The organism is Arthrospiribacter ruber, assembly GCF_019343195.1.
Classification (GTDB): Bacteria; Bacteroidota; Bacteroidia; order Cytophagales; family Cyclobacteriaceae; genus Arthrospiribacter; species Arthrospiribacter ruber.
Genome location: NZ_RPHB01000016.1, coordinates 1 through 19,930, shown reverse-complemented (window position 1 = coordinate 19,930; position 19,930 = coordinate 1). Strand labels below are relative to the sequence as shown.

General features: G+C 37.6%; 13 protein-coding genes and 2 CRISPR repeat arrays. Of the genes, 11 read left to right on the top strand and 2 right to left on the bottom strand.

Going from position 1 to position 19,930, the window contains the following annotated elements; genetic code table 11:
• The first annotated feature begins 238 nt into the window (after nt 1-238).
• On the top strand, nt 239-1,030 hold the full coding sequence (cas6, locus tag EGN73_RS21935; RefSeq protein ID WP_219294253.1) for a CRISPR-associated endoribonuclease Cas6: 792 nt from the start codon (nt 239-241) through the stop codon (nt 1,028-1,030).
• Nucleotides 1,031-1,389: 359 nt separating this feature from the next.
• Here cas6 and EGN73_RS21930 read toward each other — a convergent pair whose 3' ends face one another.
• Both EGN73_RS21930 and EGN73_RS21925 read right to left on the bottom strand, forming a co-directional pair.
• Complete coding sequence (locus EGN73_RS21930; protein WP_219294250.1) at nt 1,390-1,557, bottom strand: hypothetical protein; 168 nt, start codon at nt 1,555-1,557, stop codon at nt 1,390-1,392.
• Nucleotides 1,558-1,586: 29 nt separating this feature from the next.
• Entirely contained in the window at nt 1,587-1,862 is a 276-nt protein-coding gene (locus tag EGN73_RS21925) for a hypothetical protein (protein WP_219294248.1), read from the bottom strand.
• 210 nt (nt 1,863-2,072) lie between these two features.
• Between EGN73_RS21925 and EGN73_RS21920 the strand changes: the two genes are divergently transcribed.
• From EGN73_RS21920 to cas2, 10 genes are all read left to right on the top strand, one after another.
• Nucleotides 2,073-4,022: a hypothetical protein gene (locus EGN73_RS21920; protein ID WP_219294245.1), complete on the top strand. Its 1,950-nt coding sequence runs from the start codon at nt 2,073-2,075 to the stop codon at nt 4,020-4,022.
• 14 nt (nt 4,023-4,036) lie between these two features.
• The gene (gene cas7i / locus EGN73_RS21915; RefSeq protein ID WP_219294244.1) at nt 4,037-5,062 is read left to right on the top strand and encodes a type I-B CRISPR-associated protein Cas7/Cst2/DevR; all 1,026 of its coding nucleotides are present in this window, start codon (nt 4,037-4,039) and stop codon (nt 5,060-5,062) included.
• Entirely contained in the window at nt 5,055-5,726 is a 672-nt protein-coding gene (locus EGN73_RS21910; protein ID WP_219294242.1) for a Cas5 family CRISPR-associated protein, read from the top strand. The genes cas7i and EGN73_RS21910 overlap by 8 nt, the downstream gene beginning before the upstream one ends.
• Nucleotide 5,727: 1 nt before the next feature.
• On the top strand, nt 5,728-8,001 hold the full coding sequence (gene cas3 / locus EGN73_RS21905; protein ID WP_219294240.1) for a CRISPR-associated helicase Cas3': 2,274 nt from the start codon (nt 5,728-5,730) through the stop codon (nt 7,999-8,001).
• An 81-nt stretch (nt 8,002-8,082) separates the two neighbouring features.
• Nucleotides 8,083-9,486: a hypothetical protein gene (locus EGN73_RS21900; protein ID WP_219294238.1), complete on the top strand. Its 1,404-nt coding sequence runs from the start codon at nt 8,083-8,085 to the stop codon at nt 9,484-9,486.
• A 50-nt stretch (nt 9,487-9,536) separates the two neighbouring features.
• Complete coding sequence (locus EGN73_RS21895; protein ID WP_219294236.1) at nt 9,537-10,058, top strand: CRISPR-associated protein Cas4; 522 nt, start codon at nt 9,537-9,539, stop codon at nt 10,056-10,058.
• An 81-nt stretch (nt 10,059-10,139) separates the two neighbouring features.
• Nucleotides 10,140-10,493 carry a four helix bundle protein gene (locus EGN73_RS21890; protein WP_219294233.1) on the top strand — a complete coding sequence of 118 codons (354 nt, stop codon included), beginning with the start codon at nt 10,140-10,142 and terminating at the stop codon, nt 10,491-10,493.
• Between the two features lie 60 nt (nt 10,494-10,553).
• Nucleotides 10,554-11,558: a type I-B CRISPR-associated endonuclease Cas1b gene (cas1b, locus tag EGN73_RS21885; protein WP_219294232.1), complete on the top strand. Its 1,005-nt coding sequence runs from the start codon at nt 10,554-10,556 to the stop codon at nt 11,556-11,558.
• Between the two features lie 117 nt (nt 11,559-11,675).
• Nucleotides 11,676-12,068, top strand: a complete 393-nt coding sequence (locus EGN73_RS21880) for a four helix bundle protein (protein ID WP_219294231.1) — start codon at nt 11,676-11,678, stop codon at nt 12,066-12,068.
• 84 nt (nt 12,069-12,152) lie between these two features.
• Nucleotides 12,153-12,416: a CRISPR-associated endonuclease Cas2 gene (gene cas2 / locus EGN73_RS21875; RefSeq protein WP_219294230.1), complete on the top strand. Its 264-nt coding sequence runs from the start codon at nt 12,153-12,155 to the stop codon at nt 12,414-12,416.
• Between the two features lie 206 nt (nt 12,417-12,622).
• A CRISPR array of direct repeats spans nt 12,623-19,040; the repeat unit is 30 nt; unit sequence CCTTCAATCGCACCATACAGGAATTGAAAT.
• Nucleotides 19,041-19,124: 84 nt separating this feature from the next.
• Nucleotides 19,125-19,814: direct repeats of the CRISPR family, unit length 30 nt; unit sequence CCTTCAATCGCACCATACAGGAATTGAAAT.
• Between the last annotated feature and the right edge of the window lie 116 nt (nt 19,815-19,930).

Genomic DNA, 19,930 nt, shown 5'->3' with positions numbered 1-19,930 from the left:
GATAGGGGATAACATTTAGCAGCAATTTTTTGGCAAGCAGCCATCAAAACCCGTAAAAATCCGGAGTTTTTTTTCAGGTTTTAGGTCAAAATTACCCTGTACAGGGGATTGACTACTATTCATTTATTTTAAATCTTACAGCCTGCCTTTTTTGTAAAGAAATTAAAGACAGACAATACATGTCAATCTTTTGATAAATAAAATCTTAGCGACTAGCTTGAAAAAAAAATGTAAGCCTATGCGATTCCGGATATATATCAACAAAACAGGTAAAGAGAGTTTCTTACCGATCAATTATCAGTATGAACTTTCTGCTGCTATATATAAGACCATAGATCGGGCAGATAGTGAGTTCAGTAAGTTTTTGCATGAAGAGGGGTATTTGGCTTATGGCAAAAAGTTTAGACTGTTCACTTTCTCAAGGATATTTTTCGAGCAGTTTAAGGTAATCAAAGATGCAGGACGTATCCATCACCAAGGAAATGCTGCCTTCTTTGAGATCAGTTTCCTGGTTGACAAAGCCGCTGAAGAATTCATAAAGGGGCTGTTTTTAGATCAGGAATTTGTATTAGGTGACAAAATCAGCAGGGCATTTTACCAGGTAAGTTCCATCGAGGCAGTACAGCCTCCTTTGTTTAAGGAAAATATGAGGTACAGATGTCTTTCACCTGTGTTCCTCCGCAGAAAAAGGTCTGGTGGCGGAGAAGATTACCTCCATCCGGAAAACAGTGACTATGGAATTCTTTTAATGCAAAACCTGCTTTCAAAATCCAAAGCTTATGAATTGGCCAATCAATGGGATGAATCCCCTACCGGAGGCCAAATCCCTGAGTTTGAATTTACTCCTATTGGCAGGGTTTTCAAGAATGGGGTCAAAATCAAACAACTGACCGAAAAAGAAACCCAACTTATAGGCTACAGCTTTGAATTTGAGTTAAAAGCTCCTGTTGAGCTGCATGAGATCGGCTACCACGCAGGATTTGGACACTTAGGTAGTCAGGGTTTTGGCTGTGTGGAGGTGAAAAGTTAATTCTTGAAGGTAAGGAAAAAAAAAAAAAAAATGAAAAGAACTTCACATAACAATCAACAATCATTCGAAATTTTCTTCTTAAAAATACGATCAGCCTTTTCTTTGATGTCGATTTTAAGTTTTTCAATCCTGCTTTTCATAAGACGATCTATTTCCAATGACCTCTCAAGTGAGATTTCTCCTTTTGGAAGATTTCGATCGTCAAAGCTATTAGGAATGTGTTTTTTGGACATGTTCAATTTCAAAAATTATAAAAGGGATCTTTTAGTTGATCATTTAATTAAGTCTATCCTTTATCTCACGTCAAATTTATTTTACAAGGGTGACCTAAATAAAAAAATAAAGCAGTTATTGAAGCACTATTTTTCAGCTTTTTGGAGGCGAATAGCTTCCTTCAAAAGTTTATCCGCCTCTTCTCGATTTATCCGCACAGCTTTTGATTTCAACATATTCCATACATTTTCCTTTTCTTCTTTCGTATGGGCATTGGCAAAGGGATTAGGACTGAATTTAGCTTTTGATTCCATAGATCAAATATATAAAAAATCTGGTGATTTCATCCTTTGCAATAGTAGGATTCAATCTCGATTTCATCGGCAACTTTTACCTGTATTATCTGCCGCTTCAATTCTACAATTCGGGAAGCTATTAACAATATTCTCTTATTATTACTATAACCACAAGCTAGGCTATAGAACTCTTTCAATGGAAAACCTGGGATATTATGCAATTTGTGATTTGCATTACCCAGGACAGACAAAATTTCTTTTTGCGAGATTCCATCAGGATAATCTCCACTTGCGAAGCTTAGCTCAGAAAAATCTATGTCCATATTCCTTTGGTTTTTTTTATAATGAAGAACTGGAGGAATATCAATCCCTCCAGGAAATCCAAGAGGTGCGATTTATAATTAGTCGTTTATTCATAGTTTCAATTCCTTTCTTGGAATTATCAAAATTAAGAAATAATTTTAATTTAGTAGTTTAGTCATATGGAAATATTTAAAAATTACTCAGGAAACGCAATGCTAAACAATGCTTTGATGACCATTGAAGCATTGGGTAGTTTAAAAGGTATCACAGAAATCACAACTGACCTACTTTTGAAGCTTTACAAGGAAAATGGACTATTATCTCTGAATAAAAGACTAAAAAGCTATACAATGCTTTTTACCAAAAATGGTCCCTTGCATAATGATAAAGCAAATGGAGAAAAAGTATATAATAGCTTATTTCATACAATAATTGAGTCTTTTGAAAGTGAGGGTGATAGGATTTGTGAAATTTCGGGATTGAGATTCACTACGCCATTTGAGAGTATTTATGAAAAGGCATTAAAAAATGTTGGTTTCACTGAAAAGGACATCAAAAAAAAGGACACAACAATAAATCGTGGTTGGTTCCCGCTGATTGGTGGATTAGGGTCAGATGCTCAAGCATTACCTCAAGCAAAATTTGCAATTGAAATTCATCCTATTTGTGTGGCAATTTTACAATTTTTACCTCTGTCATCTTTACTATTTAAAGGGAGAATCCTTTTGATCGATTCTTCCAATTTTGAGTTTACAAGGAGCTTCATAGCCAGTAATGTGAAATTAGTAGAAAAACGAATTCAAATGACAAGTTCATCAGATTCTATAGATAACATCAAAGATTTTGCAAAAGGAAATTACTTGTTGAAGGCTATAAAAATTTTAGAAGATAAAGAGATAGAAGACGAATATTCAGATCTCAATTTTTGGAGTTTTTCCAACTCCGGAACTGGTGCTAGCTGTGAAATTGAGCGTGTACCCAATAGTTTAATTAAGAAACTTATTAGGCTAAAGCAAACCTCCAAAATAACTAATGAATTGATCAATATTCTAAGTAAAGATTCTCATAGGTTCATTGAAGACCTAGAAAACAACCAAGATTGGTATTTACTCTATCCTGCTGTATTTGGAACCGGCAAAAACAAAGGAGATTATGAAGGTGTTTCAGTGGCTTTTATGGAGGCTTATTACCAAGAAATCCAAAGCCCACAAAAAACAGAATATGCCAAGTATATAGCGTATTTAATTCAAAAGTATAAGTCAGGCTCATTTACCAAATATTTGGGAAAGCGAGATGCATGGAAAGAAAAAGAATTTACTAATGATCTTTATGCAGTTTTGGTTAAGGCAACCGAGAATGGGGAATGGGACTTAATGCACCATATTGAAATTCTTGATGATCCTATGCAGGTTCCTATAAGAAACACATTTTACAACATATTAAAAGTCGCCCATTTTTATTATTACAAAAACTCGCTTAGTTCTCAATTACCGCAATTGAGTTCTAAGGGATCAAATGCTTTGAGCATTTGCAATTGGTTGATAGCTTATATTCAACAGGATGAAAGACAAGAAACTATAAAAAAGGATATTCTAAGCATACAAAAATACCTATCAGTCAATTACAACAATGTTTTTTATAGAACTGCTGAGCAAAAAACTCTTGATTTAGAGAGCATCTTTTATGCCTTTTACGATGAAAACTATAGGAGTCTTAGAATTGGTTTGAATAGTCTTTTAAGGATTTTCTTTAGTCAGCCTCAACAAGAATTTTTTGAAATCAAGGCGTTGGACAAACCAAAAGATTGGATCTTAAATTATCAGTGTGCTGATTATTTTGATCTAATACAAGTCTTTGCTAGTGACTATCAAGCATATTATTTTGACAAGTATGAAAACCAGGAGACAGGCTCAAAACCTATTGATAAATTCCGAAATCTTGTAAAAGCAATATCTAAAGAAAATTCAAAATTCTTGATTTGGTTTTATGAGGCTATTGAAAACACCAATGAGTTTTTGAAAGAAGGCAATAAAAGTATCCCAGATAAATGGTCAGATTCGATTCTATATTCACCTAATGGAGAATATATGCTTTCATTTTCAAGGTTTGCTATTAAGTTTTCTCTATTAAAGCAGTCTGAAAAATCTTTACTAACTAATTATATTAATTTAACTAAATAATAAACTATTGTATTATGGACAAACTAAAAAACATTACAGGAGCACTACTGATAGATGCTACAGCATCATTCTTAAATGGTGCGGGATTAGGAACCGGAGAAGACAAAAACAAGGTTATTCCTAAAACTTTTAGAGAAAAGGTAAATGGAAGAGCAGAAGAAGTGCCCTATGTGTCCGCTCAGTCTTGGAGAAGGTGGCTTAGAGACACTACAAATGAAGAAAATGGATGGAATCCAAGCGAATTAAAATCAATAAAGAGCAACGAGAAAGGATCAACAAGTAAAATTTCAACTGAGTTAAATCCTATAGAATTTCCTGAAGACGATCTTTTTGGTTACATGAAGAGTGGTGACAAAAATGAGGAAAGTATTCAGCGTACATCTCCATTTAAAAGTTCTATCCTTAAAGGGATAAGAAACATGAGGGTAATGAATAACGATGAAGCATTTGTTCACCTTAAAGAAGGGAGCCCACTTCCTTATTCCACACGTTTTTATTCCACCCATTTAGAAGGCTTTTTCAATATAGAGTATTATCGTTTGGGGCTTTATGATAACCTTGGAAGTCATCAGGAATTATCTGCAGAATTATTGGAGAAACATTCGGACAAATTTGAAATTTCAAACTTGACCAACACGAAACATAAAAGATATGTACTGAAAGATGCAGAAAAAATAAGGAAAAAACATGCGGCAGGTCTATTAAAAGGATTGGCATATTTACGAGGTGGGGCAAAACAAGCAGCTTTCGGTTCTGATGTTACTCCAAAAGTTTTGATTTTAGCCGGGATGGAATCAGCTAACCCTGTATTTAACAACTTGTTTATTGGTACGGGAGAAAAACCTGCTTTAAATATCGAAACCTTGAAACAAATTGCGCAAGATTTTAAAGAAAAGTTAGCCACTCCAATCTATATTGGAATTCGTTCAGGCTACCTACAAAACGAATCAGAAGTAAAAGTGTTAGGAGAAGGTTTCATAATAGATTCTCCACAGGGAGTCACAATCAAGTTTACTGAAAATCATTTAAAAAATGGATAAGGTTCTTGAAATTCGCTTTTCCGGTTGGACTGCAACACCCCGAATGCCTTTTGTTTTATCTGGAAATGCGGTGTGTATGCCGGTTCCATCCTATTCTCTCCTTCTAGGATTAATTGGTTGCTGCCTGGGAAGACTAGTAAGTGGTACTGAAGTGAAAATTGGGTTCAATTATTCCTATGATTCTGTCGGAAAAGACTTGGAAACACGTCAAAGACTTGAATATGATGGGAAAAAAGTGAAAGCACACAGTAAGGGTACTGATGCATATTTAAGGGAATTTCATGTTGCTCCAAAACTTACACTTTGGCTTGACCGGTCTGATTGGGAAACCTATTTTTTAAACCCTGTTGGAACACCATCATTAGGTCGCTCTCAAGATATTTTAAAGATTGAAAGTGTAGGCATAGTAGAAATCAAATCAGTTACAGAGGCGACCATTTCGGGTTGTATGGTCCCATTTAGCTCAGATTTAAAAGCAGGAGGGCAACTGTTTCAGCTAGCAGAAGCTTATCAAGAGAGTGAGGAAGTAGGTGGAGGTAGAAAGGCCATAAATACAAGGATATTTATGGCTATTCCTCCTGATAATGAGGCAAATATGAAGATTCAGAATCTTTATCAAACTCAAGAAGGGGATAATCAAAGCTTTTACCTTCATCATTTTTAAGATGGACGATTTCTTTAATAGGTTTTTAGCAAAAAGTGATGGTCAGACTACCCTTGAAATGCATACTAGGCATGTCATTGCTGCAGGAGAAAGTTTGTTAGAATGCTTGCCTTTTAAACCTGTTGAGAGAGGCTTTTGGAGAGAAAAGCTTTTTAGATGTGCTGTTTTGCACGATTTAGGAAAAATCCATTCTGAATTTCAGAGACGTTTGCATGGTGCCAAAGACGTTGCTATTCGCCATGAAATCATTTCACTTTGGTTTTGTGAAAAATTCTTAGAAATACCGGAAGATGAGATGTTTGCGATAGCAACACATCACAAAGGCATAATTCCCCATTTGGATTCTTCGGGTAAATTAAATAAAGGAAACCTGACTTATGAAATAGAGAATGCAATTAATAAGGATCCAGAAAAATTAAATCCAGAAACATTAAGTCATTGGCTCGCACTATTTGGCTTAAATTTTAAAATACAGGACAATGCCACTTCTTTACAAATAAGTAAGAAGTGGATCAAGATTCTACATCACAGGTTGCAAAAAGAGTCGGTTGAATCTCCAGATTATTTGAAACACTTTTCACTAATGCGTGCCTTATTAATTGCTTCTGATCATATTGGTTCAGCACGTCTCGAAAATGATTTGCCATCTTACAAAGAGATAGGTTTACGGGATTTTCAGCCTCATGATAAAAACGGAGAGTATTTTTCTTTTAGACATTTTCAGGAAAAACTCCAACATATCCAGTCAGATGTGATTTTGCATGCTCCGACTGGATCTGGCAAAACAGAGGCCGCATTGAGTTGGGTATTTGCCAATCAACAAAAGAATGCACGTCTGTTCTATCTTTTACCATATACAGCAAGTATCAATGCAATGGTAAAAAGACTGCAAAATATATTTGGAAAAGAAAGGGTAACTGCATTGCACTCTAAAACACTTGACTTTTTTTATGAGCAATTGGCTGAGGAGGTTTCGAATAACGAAACGATTGATTATGAGAAATTAGAGGCAGAAGCTAGGTCAAAGAAATCACTTTCTGACGAACTGTTTTTCCCAGTGAAAGTAGCAACATTACATCAAGTGCTCAAAACCTCACTTAAAGGGAAAGGGTGGGAATTATCTTTGTATGATTACAAAAATGCCCTTTTCATCATAGATGAATTCCATACCTACAATGCTTTGCTCACGGGTATGTTGTTGGCGAGCATTAAACTATTTAGAAAATTATTTGATGCTAAGTTCTTCTTTATGTCTGCTACCATTCCAGATTTTATGCTTAAAAATATTATTGAGGAAGTCTTTGATGGAGATGCAAGCAAATTAATTCGGCCGAATCCTGCTATTGAAAGTGACAGAGTGATACTTGACCGGAAAAGACATGTTTTGAATTGTCAGGCAGGGATGACCATTAGAGATAAAGTAGATTTGATAAAAAAATACTTGAATGGTGGAAAAAGTGTTTTAGTCATAGTAAATAATGTAAAAACAGCTCAGAATCTGTTTGAAGAAATTGGTTATCAAGAAAATGATAAAGTAGCTCTTCTTCATAGTGGATTTCATAAAAAAGGGAGGATGGAGATTGAGAAAAGAATTACTCATGAAGATCAAGATAAAAGACCAAAACTTCTTATAGCAACACAAGCAGTTGAAGTAAGTTTGGATATTGATTATGATGTTGCTTTCATTGAAAATGCTCCAATTGACGCACTTATTCAACGATTTGGTCGTGTAAACAGAGCTGGCAAAAAAGCATTGGCGCCAATTTATCTTTTTGAGGACATTATCGGTAATACAAAATATTTTTATGATGAAGAAGTATTACAAAATACTTGGCAGAACTTGTTAAGATTTAACAACAAAGAGCTTTCTGAGAATGATTTAACTACTGTTTGTAATCAGGTATATGAAAATGGTTACAATGAAAGTCAGAGAAAAGACTATGAGCAAGGATTAAGAAACAGCACCATACAAAACTTTGAAACTGATTGGATTGCGGGAGATTGGGATAATTGGATCGATACTGCTTTAGAGCAAAATAACCAAAAGATAGAAATACTGTGTGGAAATCTAATATCTGATTTTGAAGAATTAAGAATGCAAAAAAGATATATTGAGGCAAATCAATTATTAGTTCAAGTTTACTATTATGAATTAAGGGGGACACATTTTAAGAAAGATGAGAAACTGAACTTAACAATTGCATATGATTTTGAATACATTGAATTAACTGGTTATTGGGTAACAAAAAAAAATATTGAAACACAATTTATTTAAATATATCATTGTAAATTAATATTACCCAATATTATTATATAAAATAGTTTAACTGATAAAATTGTAATCACAATCCCTCCCATGTTTGACCAATTCTACCAGCAAGCTTCCGATCAGCTAAAACTTTCATTTCTCAATACTATACTTGAGCAAGATGAGCAACTTAAAGAGCAATTTATCAACTTTTACCTCAAACCAAAGGACAAACATCTGGTGCTGACGGTGACAGATCCAGATGATTTTATCTTGGCCAGTAAGGACCTGATTGTTGAAGCCCTTGAGACTATTGAGTTCAATGAGCCAGATTGGGCCAATTATGTACCGCGTCACAATGGGTATATTCCGGATTACGAAGCTATGGAACACATGGCAGAAGATGAAATCGGCCGTATCCTTGGTCTTCATATCGCAGAAGTCGAAAGATATTGTTCCATAAAGCATTTTGATTTGGCATTTTTGTATTTGATAAGTATCTACCAGGCATGCTTGGAAGTGGAAATCGAGGATGATTATGGTTCTGTTCCAGACCCCTTACAAACCATGCTCCAAGAATTTGAAAATCATTTACAAAGCTGTCTTCCTATTTTCAAGGCTATTCAAATTCCCGAAGATCAGCTTTTCACCATAGCAACTGTTCTATTTGATCAGCATACTGAATTAGATGCTAAAGATTCCCATTTTTTGTTATTTTTTGAGGCATGTTTATACAGCCTAGTTCACTCTGGCTCGGAAGCGAGTATCCTACTTGATGTCATAGAAGGGAAAAACAAAGCGACACATTTGCCATGGTTGTACACCGAACTTCATAGAAAAACTGGGGGAATTGAAAGCTACGAGAAAGCCGCCTTGAAGTATTACCAATCAAGTGTACATCTGGCACTCGATCTTTTGAACCTATACAAATCTACTGACAGCAACAAGTTCAGGAACATCGCCAAAAAATTATGGATTAATGGATTATTTCGTCATGAATGTGCTGAAATGTATTTTGAAGTTCTCAATCCAAATGAAGACCCAAACTTATACCTAGAGGTCACACTGTACTTGATTAAGAGGAACTTCTCCAAAAAATATTACAAAATCATCAAAGAACTGATGACAGAGGATGATCGGATGAATTTTTTGAAATCACTCCAAAACGATCACCCTGCTTATATCACAGCTTTGTGTATGGAAGGAAAATATGATGAAGCTCATAAACATGCACTTCACCATACGAACAGGTGGAATATCATCGAAACAATGACTCCTTGCTTAGAACATGCTCCAGAGCAAGCTATAGTCATTCTTGCACAGAAGGTAGAAGAACTCCTTCTCGACGAGCGAGGAAGAAATTTCTATGCGAGAGTAGCTACAATACTAAAAATTGCTAAAGATATAACAGCTATTCAGCATCAAACCGATGTGCTGATAAATAGAATAGTCTATGCCAACGGTCGCTTGAGTGCATTAAAAGGTGAATTGAGAGTCGCTGGCGTTATTTGATCAACTCAAAAAGATTCCTTTTTAATTTATTGATTTTGTCTACTAAACTTATGAACATCACCGGTACACATATAGCCTACCTCCACACCTGTCTTAGGAAACTTTGGCTATTTGCCAATGGAATTCAAATGGAACATACTTCACAAGTAGTGGCTGAAGGAAAATTAATCGCTGAGACCACCTATTTGGACAGAGCGAGAAAATACACAGAACTCGAGCTGGATGGTATCAAGATCGATTACTATGATGCTAAAAATAAAGTGATACATGAAGTAAAAAAGTCCGATAAAGTAGAACATGCACATTTTGCCCAAGTAAAATATTACCTCTATATATTGATCAAGAATGGAATAGACAATCCCTCAGCCATCCTTGAATACCCAAAAATGAAACAAAGGCAAATAGTAGAATGGGAAGAAAGCGACATGGCAGAAGTAGAAAAGTGGAAAAATAAATGTTCGGCTATCTTTTATCAAGATGAATGTCCTCCATTAGTAAAAAAATCAATCTGCAAAAAATGTAGCTACCACGATTTTTGCTATGCAGGAGAAAATGACATAAATGAAGAATGATGATAGATGGGTGATTATGATTAGTAAGAGATAAGTGTTATGTGATAATAGATTAGAGAATATTTTCCAAAAACCATTTGTATGATAAACTATAATCAGATTTTTCAGGACAGGACTAAAACTTTGGCTATTAAAATTATAAAATGCCTCTCACCGATTCCGTACTCAGATGCTGTTTCAATTATCCGAAGACAAATTATTAGATCATCAACATCAGTTGCCTCCAATTATAGAGCAATGTGTCGTGCAAGATCAGAAAATGAAAGATTTGCCAAACTTTCTGTAGTAGTGGAAGAGGCAGATGAAACACTGTATTGGCTTGAAATTATCAAGGAATTAAATTTAATAGCTGTAGCAACTTTAAATGAGTTGATGTCAGAGACGGAGGAAATTGTAAAAGCTTTGGCTACCTATAGAAAAAAATTAAAACCTTAAAATAATCATTTAAAAGCCTTCATTTATCAACGATCATTCATCCCCCATTATCCATCATTTATGAAAAAGACCTACTACCTTTTCAATCCGGGCCGAATGAGCCGAAAAGACAATACGCTTAAGTTCACTCCTGTAGATGAGTCTGGAAAAGAAGGTACACCCAAGTATATCCCCGTTGAAGGTGTCTCGGATTTCTATTGTTTTGGCTCTTTGGATGCCAACAGTGCGCTCTACAATTTTCTAGGAAAAAATGGAATAAGCGTGCACTTTTTCGATTACTATGAGCACTATACGGGAAGTTTTCAGTCCAAAGAGTATCTTTTGGCTGGTAAAATGCAAATCAACCAAACGCAGCACTACCTCCACACGGGTAAGCGTATGGCCATAGCCCAAAAGTTGATTACAGGAGCTGCATTCAATATGTCCAAGAACCTAAAGTATTACCATAATAGAGGCAAAGATTTGGAGATTCATTTGGCTAAAATAGACCTGTATGCCCGAGAAATTGAAAACACATCCACCATACCTGGACTTATGGGTATTGAAGGTAACATTCGGCAGGTATATTACCAGGCATTTGACCTGATAGTCAAAGACCATGCTATGGAGGGGCGAAGCAAGCAACCTCCCATGAATGAACTCAATGCCCTGATTTCATTTGGGAATATGATGTGCTATACCTTATGCTTGGATCAAATTTACCATACCCAATTGAACCCTACGATCAGTTTCTTGCATGAACCTGGCTATAGGAGGTATTCCTTGGCGCTTGACTTAGCGGAGATTTTTAAACCTATTTTAGTAGATAGGATAATTTTCAGAGTATTGAACAAAAAAGAAATTCAATCCAAGGATTTTGATTTTCATGTCAACAAGGTGATTTTGAAAGAATCAGGCAAAAAAGTTTTTATCCGAGCCTTTGAGGAGCGACTCAACGAGACCATTAAGCACCGTACATTGAACAAGCAAGTGAGTTACAAAAGTCTGGTAAAATTAGAATGCTACAAACTCAGCAAACATCTGTTGGGAATGGAATCCTATCAGCCTTTTAAGATTTGGTGGTAGGGATTGAAGGGTTGAATAGTTGAATAGTTGAATAGTTGAAGTGTTGAATAATTGAAGGGTTGAAGGATTGAATTATTCAACAACAGGACTCAAAATTAATATTATGTTTTTAAAGTCATGGAAAAGAGCAGAAACTATGGTGAGAATGATCGGTTTGAATTTATTAAGCAGATACAAGATCGATCAAAGGTTTTAGCCCTGGAGGTAATAAAAGTGTGTGATAAGTTACCAAGCAAAAGATCATCATCTGTGATTTCATATCAAATCATTAAAAGTGCAACTTCGCAGGCAGCAAATTACCGTGCAGCATGTAGGGCAAGATCGGGAGCGGAATTTTTTAGTAAAATTTCAATTGTTGTCGAAGAGGCTGATGAAACATGCTTTTGGCTTGAAATGCTATTTGAAGCTAAATTAATTGATGTAGAAACATTTCAAAAGTTATTCAAAGAATCTGAAGAATTATTGAGTATATTCTCAACTGCAAGAAAAAATGCCAAATTAAATAAATGAATAATTGAAGGATTGAAGGTTTTGGATTATTCAATGATTCAGTAATTCAATAATTCAGTAATTCAGTATTTCAATTAATAAACCATGTACATCATTCTAGTTTACGACATTGGAGAAAGGCGAGTCAGCAAGATGCTGAAGCTTTGTAGAAAGTACTTGAATTGGATACAGAATTCGGTATTTGAAGGAGAGATCACAGAGGTGAAATACAAAGAGCTAATTATCAATGCAAAGAAGATCATGAAAATCGAAGAAGACAGCTTAATTGTATTTAAGAGTAGGGAAGAAAAATGGCTGGATAAGGAAGTCATTGGCCAGGAGAAAAATGATCTGGACACTTTTCTATAGTTGTCGAATGGAGCTGTATAAATAGGATAGCCTTAGTCCTTAAGGGGAAACAGATCCTAACCAATTGATTTTAAACATATTAAAAAGTTGTCGATAGTAGCGGAAAAATCAGCTATTGGAGATCGACGCAATTATAGGAGAATTTTATAAAGTTAAAACAGCCATTCTGATTCAAAAAAGGCTATTTTAGTATGCCGTTACGACGGCCTTCAATCGCACCATACAGGAATTGAAATTCAATTAATTTTGGAGGGGATTTGTATCTTAAATAACCTTCAATCGCACCATACAGGAATTGAAATGCCCATGTCATTGAGCTTCATTAATGTGGTCAAAACCTTCAATCGCACCATACAGGAATTGAAATTTGATATGCCTCAACTTAACCAAGTTTAAAGGAGGTCCTTCAATCGCACCATACAGGAATTGAAATTATCATAATTCATTTCCAGCTGGCCTTTTTCATTGCCTTCAATCGCACCATACAGGAATTGAAATTGGACTTCTCAGGAGCCTGACCTGCCTGACCTTCATCCTTCAATCGCACCATACAGGAATTGAAATAGAATTCCCGGACCGGGTTAAAACGGTTTTGTTCTCCTTCAATCGCACCATACAGGAATTGAAATTGGTTTTAAGCGCGTTAACGCCGCCTTGGTATCCTCCTTCAATCGCACCATACAGGAATTGAAATCAGCCTTTATCTGGGCATTGCGCAGCTCACCGAAATCCTTCAATCGCACCATACAGGAATTGAAATTCAGGAACAGTAGGATCATCCGGATCATCAGGTATCCTTCAATCGCACCATACAGGAATTGAAATATAACAGACCATGGTACAAAGACTATCTGAAGTGGACCTTCAATCGCACCATACAGGAATTGAAATGTAAGAGAGCGGCTGTGATGGATACAAAGATCTTGACCTTCAATCGCACCATACAGGAATTGAAATAGACTATGAAGAGAAGGCCTGATATGGAGAAGATATCCTTCAATCGCACCATACAGGAATTGAAATTTGCCTAAACCGGGGTTACCTTTATCCCAAACAATTCCTTCAATCGCACCATACAGGAATTGAAATCTGGAGATCAAGGAAGGATTTAAGGAGGGATTCATCCTTCAATCGCACCATACAGGAATTGAAATTAATTTTTCAGGACTATGAAACTAAGAGAAATCAAACCTTCAATCGCACCATACAGGAATTGAAATTTTCGAAGAGGTAGGAGGCGAAAAAATCGCCAAGACCTTCAATCGCACCATACAGGAATTGAAATTATCCATCTGCAAACCAGTAGGCATTTTTGAATTCGCCTTCAATCGCACCATACAGGAATTGAAATCGGGATTGCCCTGGGGACTCCATTCGATCCGGAATCCCTTCAATCGCACCATACAGGAATTGAAATTACCGAATCATTGGTAATGGTTTTGACCTGGATATACCTTCAATCGCACCATACAGGAATTGAAATGTGGCTATTATCTGTTGGGCATTGAAAGTGATCAGGCCTTCAATCGCACCATACAGGAATTGAAATCTGGCCCGGACATTTCATGCGCATAGCGGTAATTACCCTTCAATCGCACCATACAGGAATTGAAATTCAGGACTCTTTCCTACGACCGCTCACAGATGGGAAACCTTCAATCGCACCATACAGGAATTGAAATGATAAAGGCTGTGGAAGAAAGTGAAGGCTTGGGCGTACCTTCAATCGCACCATACAGGAATTGAAATTGGCCTTTGGCCTCTCCTACCTGACACATGATCACACCTTCAATCGCACCATACAGGAATTGAAATTTTTGGAGACATACTGAAGCTACCCTGAAGGCCGGGCCTTCAATCGCACCATACAGGAATTGAAATAGCGCTTCTCGATGAGCTTCAGCTCATCGGCCTTGCCCTTCAATCGCACCATACAGGAATTGAAATTTTGTTATTAAACTGCTGTGACACAGAAGTAATCAACCTTCAATCGCACCATACAGGAATTGAAATGGAGCTGGCAGATCTTAAGAAAAACCCGGATGCCACCTTCAATCGCACCATACAGGAATTGAAATAATTCTTTAACCAGGTCCTCAACGTCAATCGTAGCCCTTCAATCGCACCATACAGGAATTGAAATTCTATCCGAGAGGCTTCACATGCGGGCGAATTTGACCTTCAATCGCACCATACAGGAATTGAAATTAGTGAAAAGTTATTGTCTGAAGTGACAGAAATCTTCCTTCAATCGCACCATACAGGAATTGAAATCAATGATGCGGTCACATACCGATGCCGTCCAATAAGCCTTCAATCGCACCATACAGGAATTGAAATTTTTCAATCCGTCTGCCTCACCTTGTTGTCAAGCGACCTTCAATCGCACCATACAGGAATTGAAATGCTGATCCATTTGATCACTCAATACCTGGTCCTTATCCTTCAATCGCACCATACAGGAATTGAAATGATCAGGGTACCGATCTGGGGGCGCATCATCGAATACCTTCAATCGCACCATACAGGAATTGAAATTCAGCTGGGCGTAGTTGGTAGCGGACTCACCTACCCCTTCAATCGCACCATACAGGAATTGAAATCCACGAAAGCGGTGGGTTCAGAAGGCTGGACGAAAACCTTCAATCGCACCATACAGGAATTGAAATATAAAAGCCTTCCAACGAATCCCATTTTCTTAAATTCCTTCAATCGCACCATACAGGAATTGAAATATGTTTTAGGCAGGCAGTCTTCATATTGGAATTCATACCTTCAATCGCACCATACAGGAATTGAAATCTCATTAGGAAGTCACAGCAATGTGAGTTCAAATGTCCTTCAATCGCACCATACAGGAATTGAAATTTGAAGATCAGATCAACAGCAAGTTCAAATTGGTCACCTTCAATCGCACCATACAGGAATTGAAATATGTTTAACACCTCGCTGGATATAAAGCTAGAAAAACCTTCAATCGCACCATACAGGAATTGAAATGAAAACCATCCCGACATACCAAAAAGAAGAGGAAGGCCTTCAATCGCACCATACAGGAATTGAAATTGATTTAGAAGCAATACCAATAGAAACACCAAAATTCCTTCAATCGCACCATACAGGAATTGAAATAGGATTCCAAGTTAATCCCACATCTTTCAAGTCTTTCCTTCAATCGCACCATACAGGAATTGAAATCAAGCTGTTTGGCTACTTTCCTGAAAGGAAAAGAGACCTTCAATCGCACCATACAGGAATTGAAATATGATGTTCTGATGCTTTATAGGAATCCTGATACACCTTCAATCGCACCATACAGGAATTGAAATTTTGATGGAACAAGGTCTTGAAAGGGGAACAAAAGACCTTCAATCGCACCATACAGGAATTGAAATAAAAAAGCTATGTCCTGCCGAATCATTTTTTGGATACCTTCAATCGCACCATACAGGAATTGAAATAGCATCGTTCCCCCCTAACTGTTGTTCATAATAATCCCTTCAATCGCACCATACAGGAATTGAAATATAGAACGAGCCGCCTTATCTTTTAAGTCCTTCGAAACCTTCAATCGCACCATACAGGAATTGAAATTAATCATCAATTATGATTTTAGCACTTGAAACTAGGCCTTCAATCGCACCATACAGGAATTGAAATAAGCAAAAAAGTCCAATGGAGAAACTGACACAATTACCTTCAATCGCACCATACAGGAATTGAAATTCTAAAATTGTCTGGTACTGATCATCAGGAGTCAAGCCTTCAATCGCACCATACAGGAATTGAAATTGGATGGGTCATGGTCTGCTGAACCTTCATCCTCACCTTCAATCGCACCATACAGGAATTGAAATTTGTCAAAGAATGCTCTCAAACCTGTTCCGGGCTGCCTTCAATCGCACCATACAGGAATTGAAATCTACATGAAAGAAGAAATCTTCCCTAAGCTTAAAGCCTTCAATCGCACCATACAGGAATTGAAATAACGAAGATGGGACAGGCTTTTCAGCACAAGGGTCGTCCTTCAATCGCACCATACAGGAATTGAAATGGGACAGTGGGGTAGTGGTTTCCCTTAAAGAAAACTCCTTCAATCGCACCATACAGGAATTGAAATGCATAGGAAAAGAGTTTTGTTTTTCGCTGTCAGAAACCTTCAATCGCACCATACAGGAATTGAAATAGATATGTGCTTATCGAAAACGTGCCCGGTTTATTCCTTCAATCGCACCATACAGGAATTGAAATATATGAAGGAATACAAAGAGGCTATTAGGGAATTTACCTTCAATCGCACCATACAGGAATTGAAATAACGCCGGGCGCGGGTCTTCTATACTTACTAATGTCCCTTCAATCGCACCATACAGGAATTGAAATTGCTTATAGACTGTTTAAGAATTCCCAAAATTCGGCCTTCAATCGCACCATACAGGAATTGAAATGATATACTTGTCCTGATGGATCTCCTTCCCCTGCCGGCCTTCAATCGCACCATACAGGAATTGAAATAGGAATGCCGGTACTCCATAATGGATAAGGATCTTGCCTTCAATCGCACCATACAGGAATTGAAATCTCAGAACCGAATGATAAAAGTTTTTTCCCAAACCTCCTTCAATCGCACCATACAGGAATTGAAATAAAGCTTCAAAAGGAAAAGGCTTTCAAAGGATTCAACCTTCAATCGCACCATACAGGAATTGAAATGGATTTTTCCATCCGAGTACATTTTTCCAGTAGTTTCCTTCAATCGCACCATACAGGAATTGAAATTCGGCTCCAACACCACCGATATAAGCAATGTGAATACCTTCAATCGCACCATACAGGAATTGAAATAACGAGGCTAACAATTGCGCTGCCTGAGTCAGTGCACCTTCAATCGCACCATACAGGAATTGAAATTGAGCAATCCACAGTTTTGAGTTTTCCCTCACAATGCCTTCAATCGCACCATACAGGAATTGAAATTTCATAACCAAAACCGACCTCACCACACACATCTACCCTTCAATCGCACCATACAGGAATTGAAATTTGTTTTACGGTATCAACTGGACTGATACTAAATTACCTTCAATCGCACCATACAGGAATTGAAATTCACGTAAGCAAAGCCATCCTTAACAAATTCAATACCTTCAATCGCACCATACAGGAATTGAAATCAAGCGGGAGATCAATGAGATCATACAGCAGATAATCCTTCAATCGCACCATACAGGAATTGAAATCCAGCTCAGCAATATCATTGACCACAAACTCCGGATCCTTCAATCGCACCATACAGGAATTGAAATTTCTCAGGGCCTTTATTCTGCCCTCATCACAACATACCTTCAATCGCACCATACAGGAATTGAAATCAGCCATCAAAGGTACTACCTTGGCACAGCGGGCTTCCTTCAATCGCACCATACAGGAATTGAAATGAAGCTTCCGGTCAGCCTTGACCAACATCTCCGCACCTTCAATCGCACCATACAGGAATTGAAATTTGGTTGCGCTTACTACCCTGATTGCTTCCCTTGTGCCTTCAATCGCACCATACAGGAATTGAAATACACCTACTATTATCAGTGGTTTTACTTCCCGGGTCCTTCAATCGCACCATACAGGAATTGAAATTATTTCTTGGTGACAATAACGCCAGGCAGCACTCCAACCTTCAATCGCACCATACAGGAATTGAAATAAGGTTAAAGGGTGGGATTTCATTCTGATTACAGATGCCTTCAATCGCACCATACAGGAATTGAAATATAAAAAACCTATGGTGCCCTTTCCCTGTGCCCTGACCTTCAATCGCACCATACAGGAATTGAAATTGACTGATTCGGTACTAGCATCCATCTTGTAACCTCCCTTCAATCGCACCATACAGGAATTGAAATACATCTTTCAAAGTCATTCTTACAGACTTGATTTCACCTTCAATCGCACCATACAGGAATTGAAATACAGGTCAAAAGATCAACAGAAGAATTTTCCCAAGGCCTTCAATCGCACCATACAGGAATTGAAATCTGGTGGATGATATTCCTAACCATAAGGTCTTTTGCCTTCAATCGCACCATACAGGAATTGAAATAACTATATATACACAGCTTTTTATTAACCAAAAATTCCTTCAATCGCACCATACAGGAATTGAAATAATGTTAAGATTTCTGACCCTAAACCTTACTGCCGTCCTTCAATCGCACCATACAGGAATTGAAATCAGGCTGCCGTCGCCCTGGACAACAAGCGTAAAAAACCTTCAATCGCACCATACAGGAATTGAAATGGAAGAATGGAACGGCTTCTACAACTTCATGATTCACCTTCAATCGCACCATACAGGAATTGAAATGATCTCGATCCTGCCATGGTAGCAGGTGTCGTGTTCCTTCAATCGCACCATACAGGAATTGAAATAAAGCTCCTGGCTGATCGCTGCTGATCCTTCCAGTTGCCTTCAATCGCACCATACAGGAATTGAAATACTTTTGGCAGTTGAATACTGTTAAAGATGTTTTTCCTTCAATCGCACCATACAGGAATTGAAATGTAAATTTCCCCTGTTTTGTTGTCAAAATCCACGTGCCTTCAATCGCACCATACAGGAATTAGGACCGAGCGTTGAGAAAACCTTCAGTGAAGGTTTTTAGCGAGGGGCCAGGTTGTAGGGTAGGAAAAACATCTACACAACAATACAACACTCTCAATCGCACCATACAGGAATTGAAATACAAAAATAGGTGGTCTATTGGCCCGTCTGGCCTTTCCTTCAATCGCACCATACAGGAATTGAAATATGTCTTGATTGAAAGGGCATTGTCTAAACATATCTCCTTCAATCGCACCATACAGGAATTGAAATCCGTTTAGCGGCATCGGCTTGTACTCGTTTTCAGCTCCTTCAATCGCACCATACAGGAATTGAAATAATGTTAAGATTTCTGACCCTAAACCTTACTGCCGTCCTTCAATCGCACCATACAGGAATTGAAATCAGGCTGCCGTCGCCCTGGACAACAAGCGTAAAAAACCTTCAATCGCACCATACAGGAATTGAAATGGAAGAATGGAACGGCTTCTACAACTTCATGATTCACCTTCAATCGCACCATACAGGAATTGAAATGATCTCGATCCTGCCATGGTAGCAGGTGTCGTGTTCCTTCAATCGCACCATACAGGAATTGAAATAAAGCTCCTGGCTGATCGCTGCTGATCCTTCCAGTTGCCTTCAATCGCACCATACAGGAATTGAAATACTTTTGGCAGTTGAATACTGTTAAAGATGTTTTTCCTTCAATCGCACCATACAGGAATTGAAATGTAAATTTCCCCTGTTTTGTTGTCAAAATCCACGTGCCTTCAATCGCACCATACAGGAATTAGGACCGAGCGTTGAGAAAACCTTCAGTGAAGGTTTTTAGCGAGGGGCCAGGTTGTAGGGTAGGAAAAACATCTACACAACAATACAACACTCTCAATCGCACCATACAGGAATTGAAATA

Coding starts and splice junctions, on each gene's coding strand:
- cas6 (WP_219294253.1), top strand. CDS start 239: ATGCGATTCCGGATATATATCAACAAAACAGGTAAAGAGAGTTTCTTA.
- EGN73_RS21930 (WP_219294250.1), bottom strand. CDS start 1,557: ATGGAATCAAAAGCTAAATTCAGTCCTAATCCCTTTGCCAATGCCCAT.
- EGN73_RS21925 (WP_219294248.1), bottom strand. CDS start 1,862: ATGGACATAGATTTTTCTGAGCTAAGCTTCGCAAGTGGAGATTATCCT.
- EGN73_RS21920 (WP_219294245.1), top strand. CDS start 2,073: ATGACCATTGAAGCATTGGGTAGTTTAAAAGGTATCACAGAAATCACA.
- cas7i (WP_219294244.1), top strand. CDS start 4,037: ATGGACAAACTAAAAAACATTACAGGAGCACTACTGATAGATGCTACA.
- EGN73_RS21910 (WP_219294242.1), top strand. CDS start 5,055: ATGGATAAGGTTCTTGAAATTCGCTTTTCCGGTTGGACTGCAACACCC.
- cas3 (WP_219294240.1), top strand. CDS start 5,728: ATGGACGATTTCTTTAATAGGTTTTTAGCAAAAAGTGATGGTCAGACT.
- EGN73_RS21900 (WP_219294238.1), top strand. CDS start 8,083: ATGTTTGACCAATTCTACCAGCAAGCTTCCGATCAGCTAAAACTTTCA.
- EGN73_RS21895 (WP_219294236.1), top strand. CDS start 9,537: ATGAACATCACCGGTACACATATAGCCTACCTCCACACCTGTCTTAGG.
- EGN73_RS21890 (WP_219294233.1), top strand. CDS start 10,140: ATGATAAACTATAATCAGATTTTTCAGGACAGGACTAAAACTTTGGCT.
- cas1b (WP_219294232.1), top strand. CDS start 10,554: ATGAAAAAGACCTACTACCTTTTCAATCCGGGCCGAATGAGCCGAAAA.
- EGN73_RS21880 (WP_219294231.1), top strand. CDS start 11,676: ATGGAAAAGAGCAGAAACTATGGTGAGAATGATCGGTTTGAATTTATT.
- cas2 (WP_219294230.1), top strand. CDS start 12,153: ATGTACATCATTCTAGTTTACGACATTGGAGAAAGGCGAGTCAGCAAG.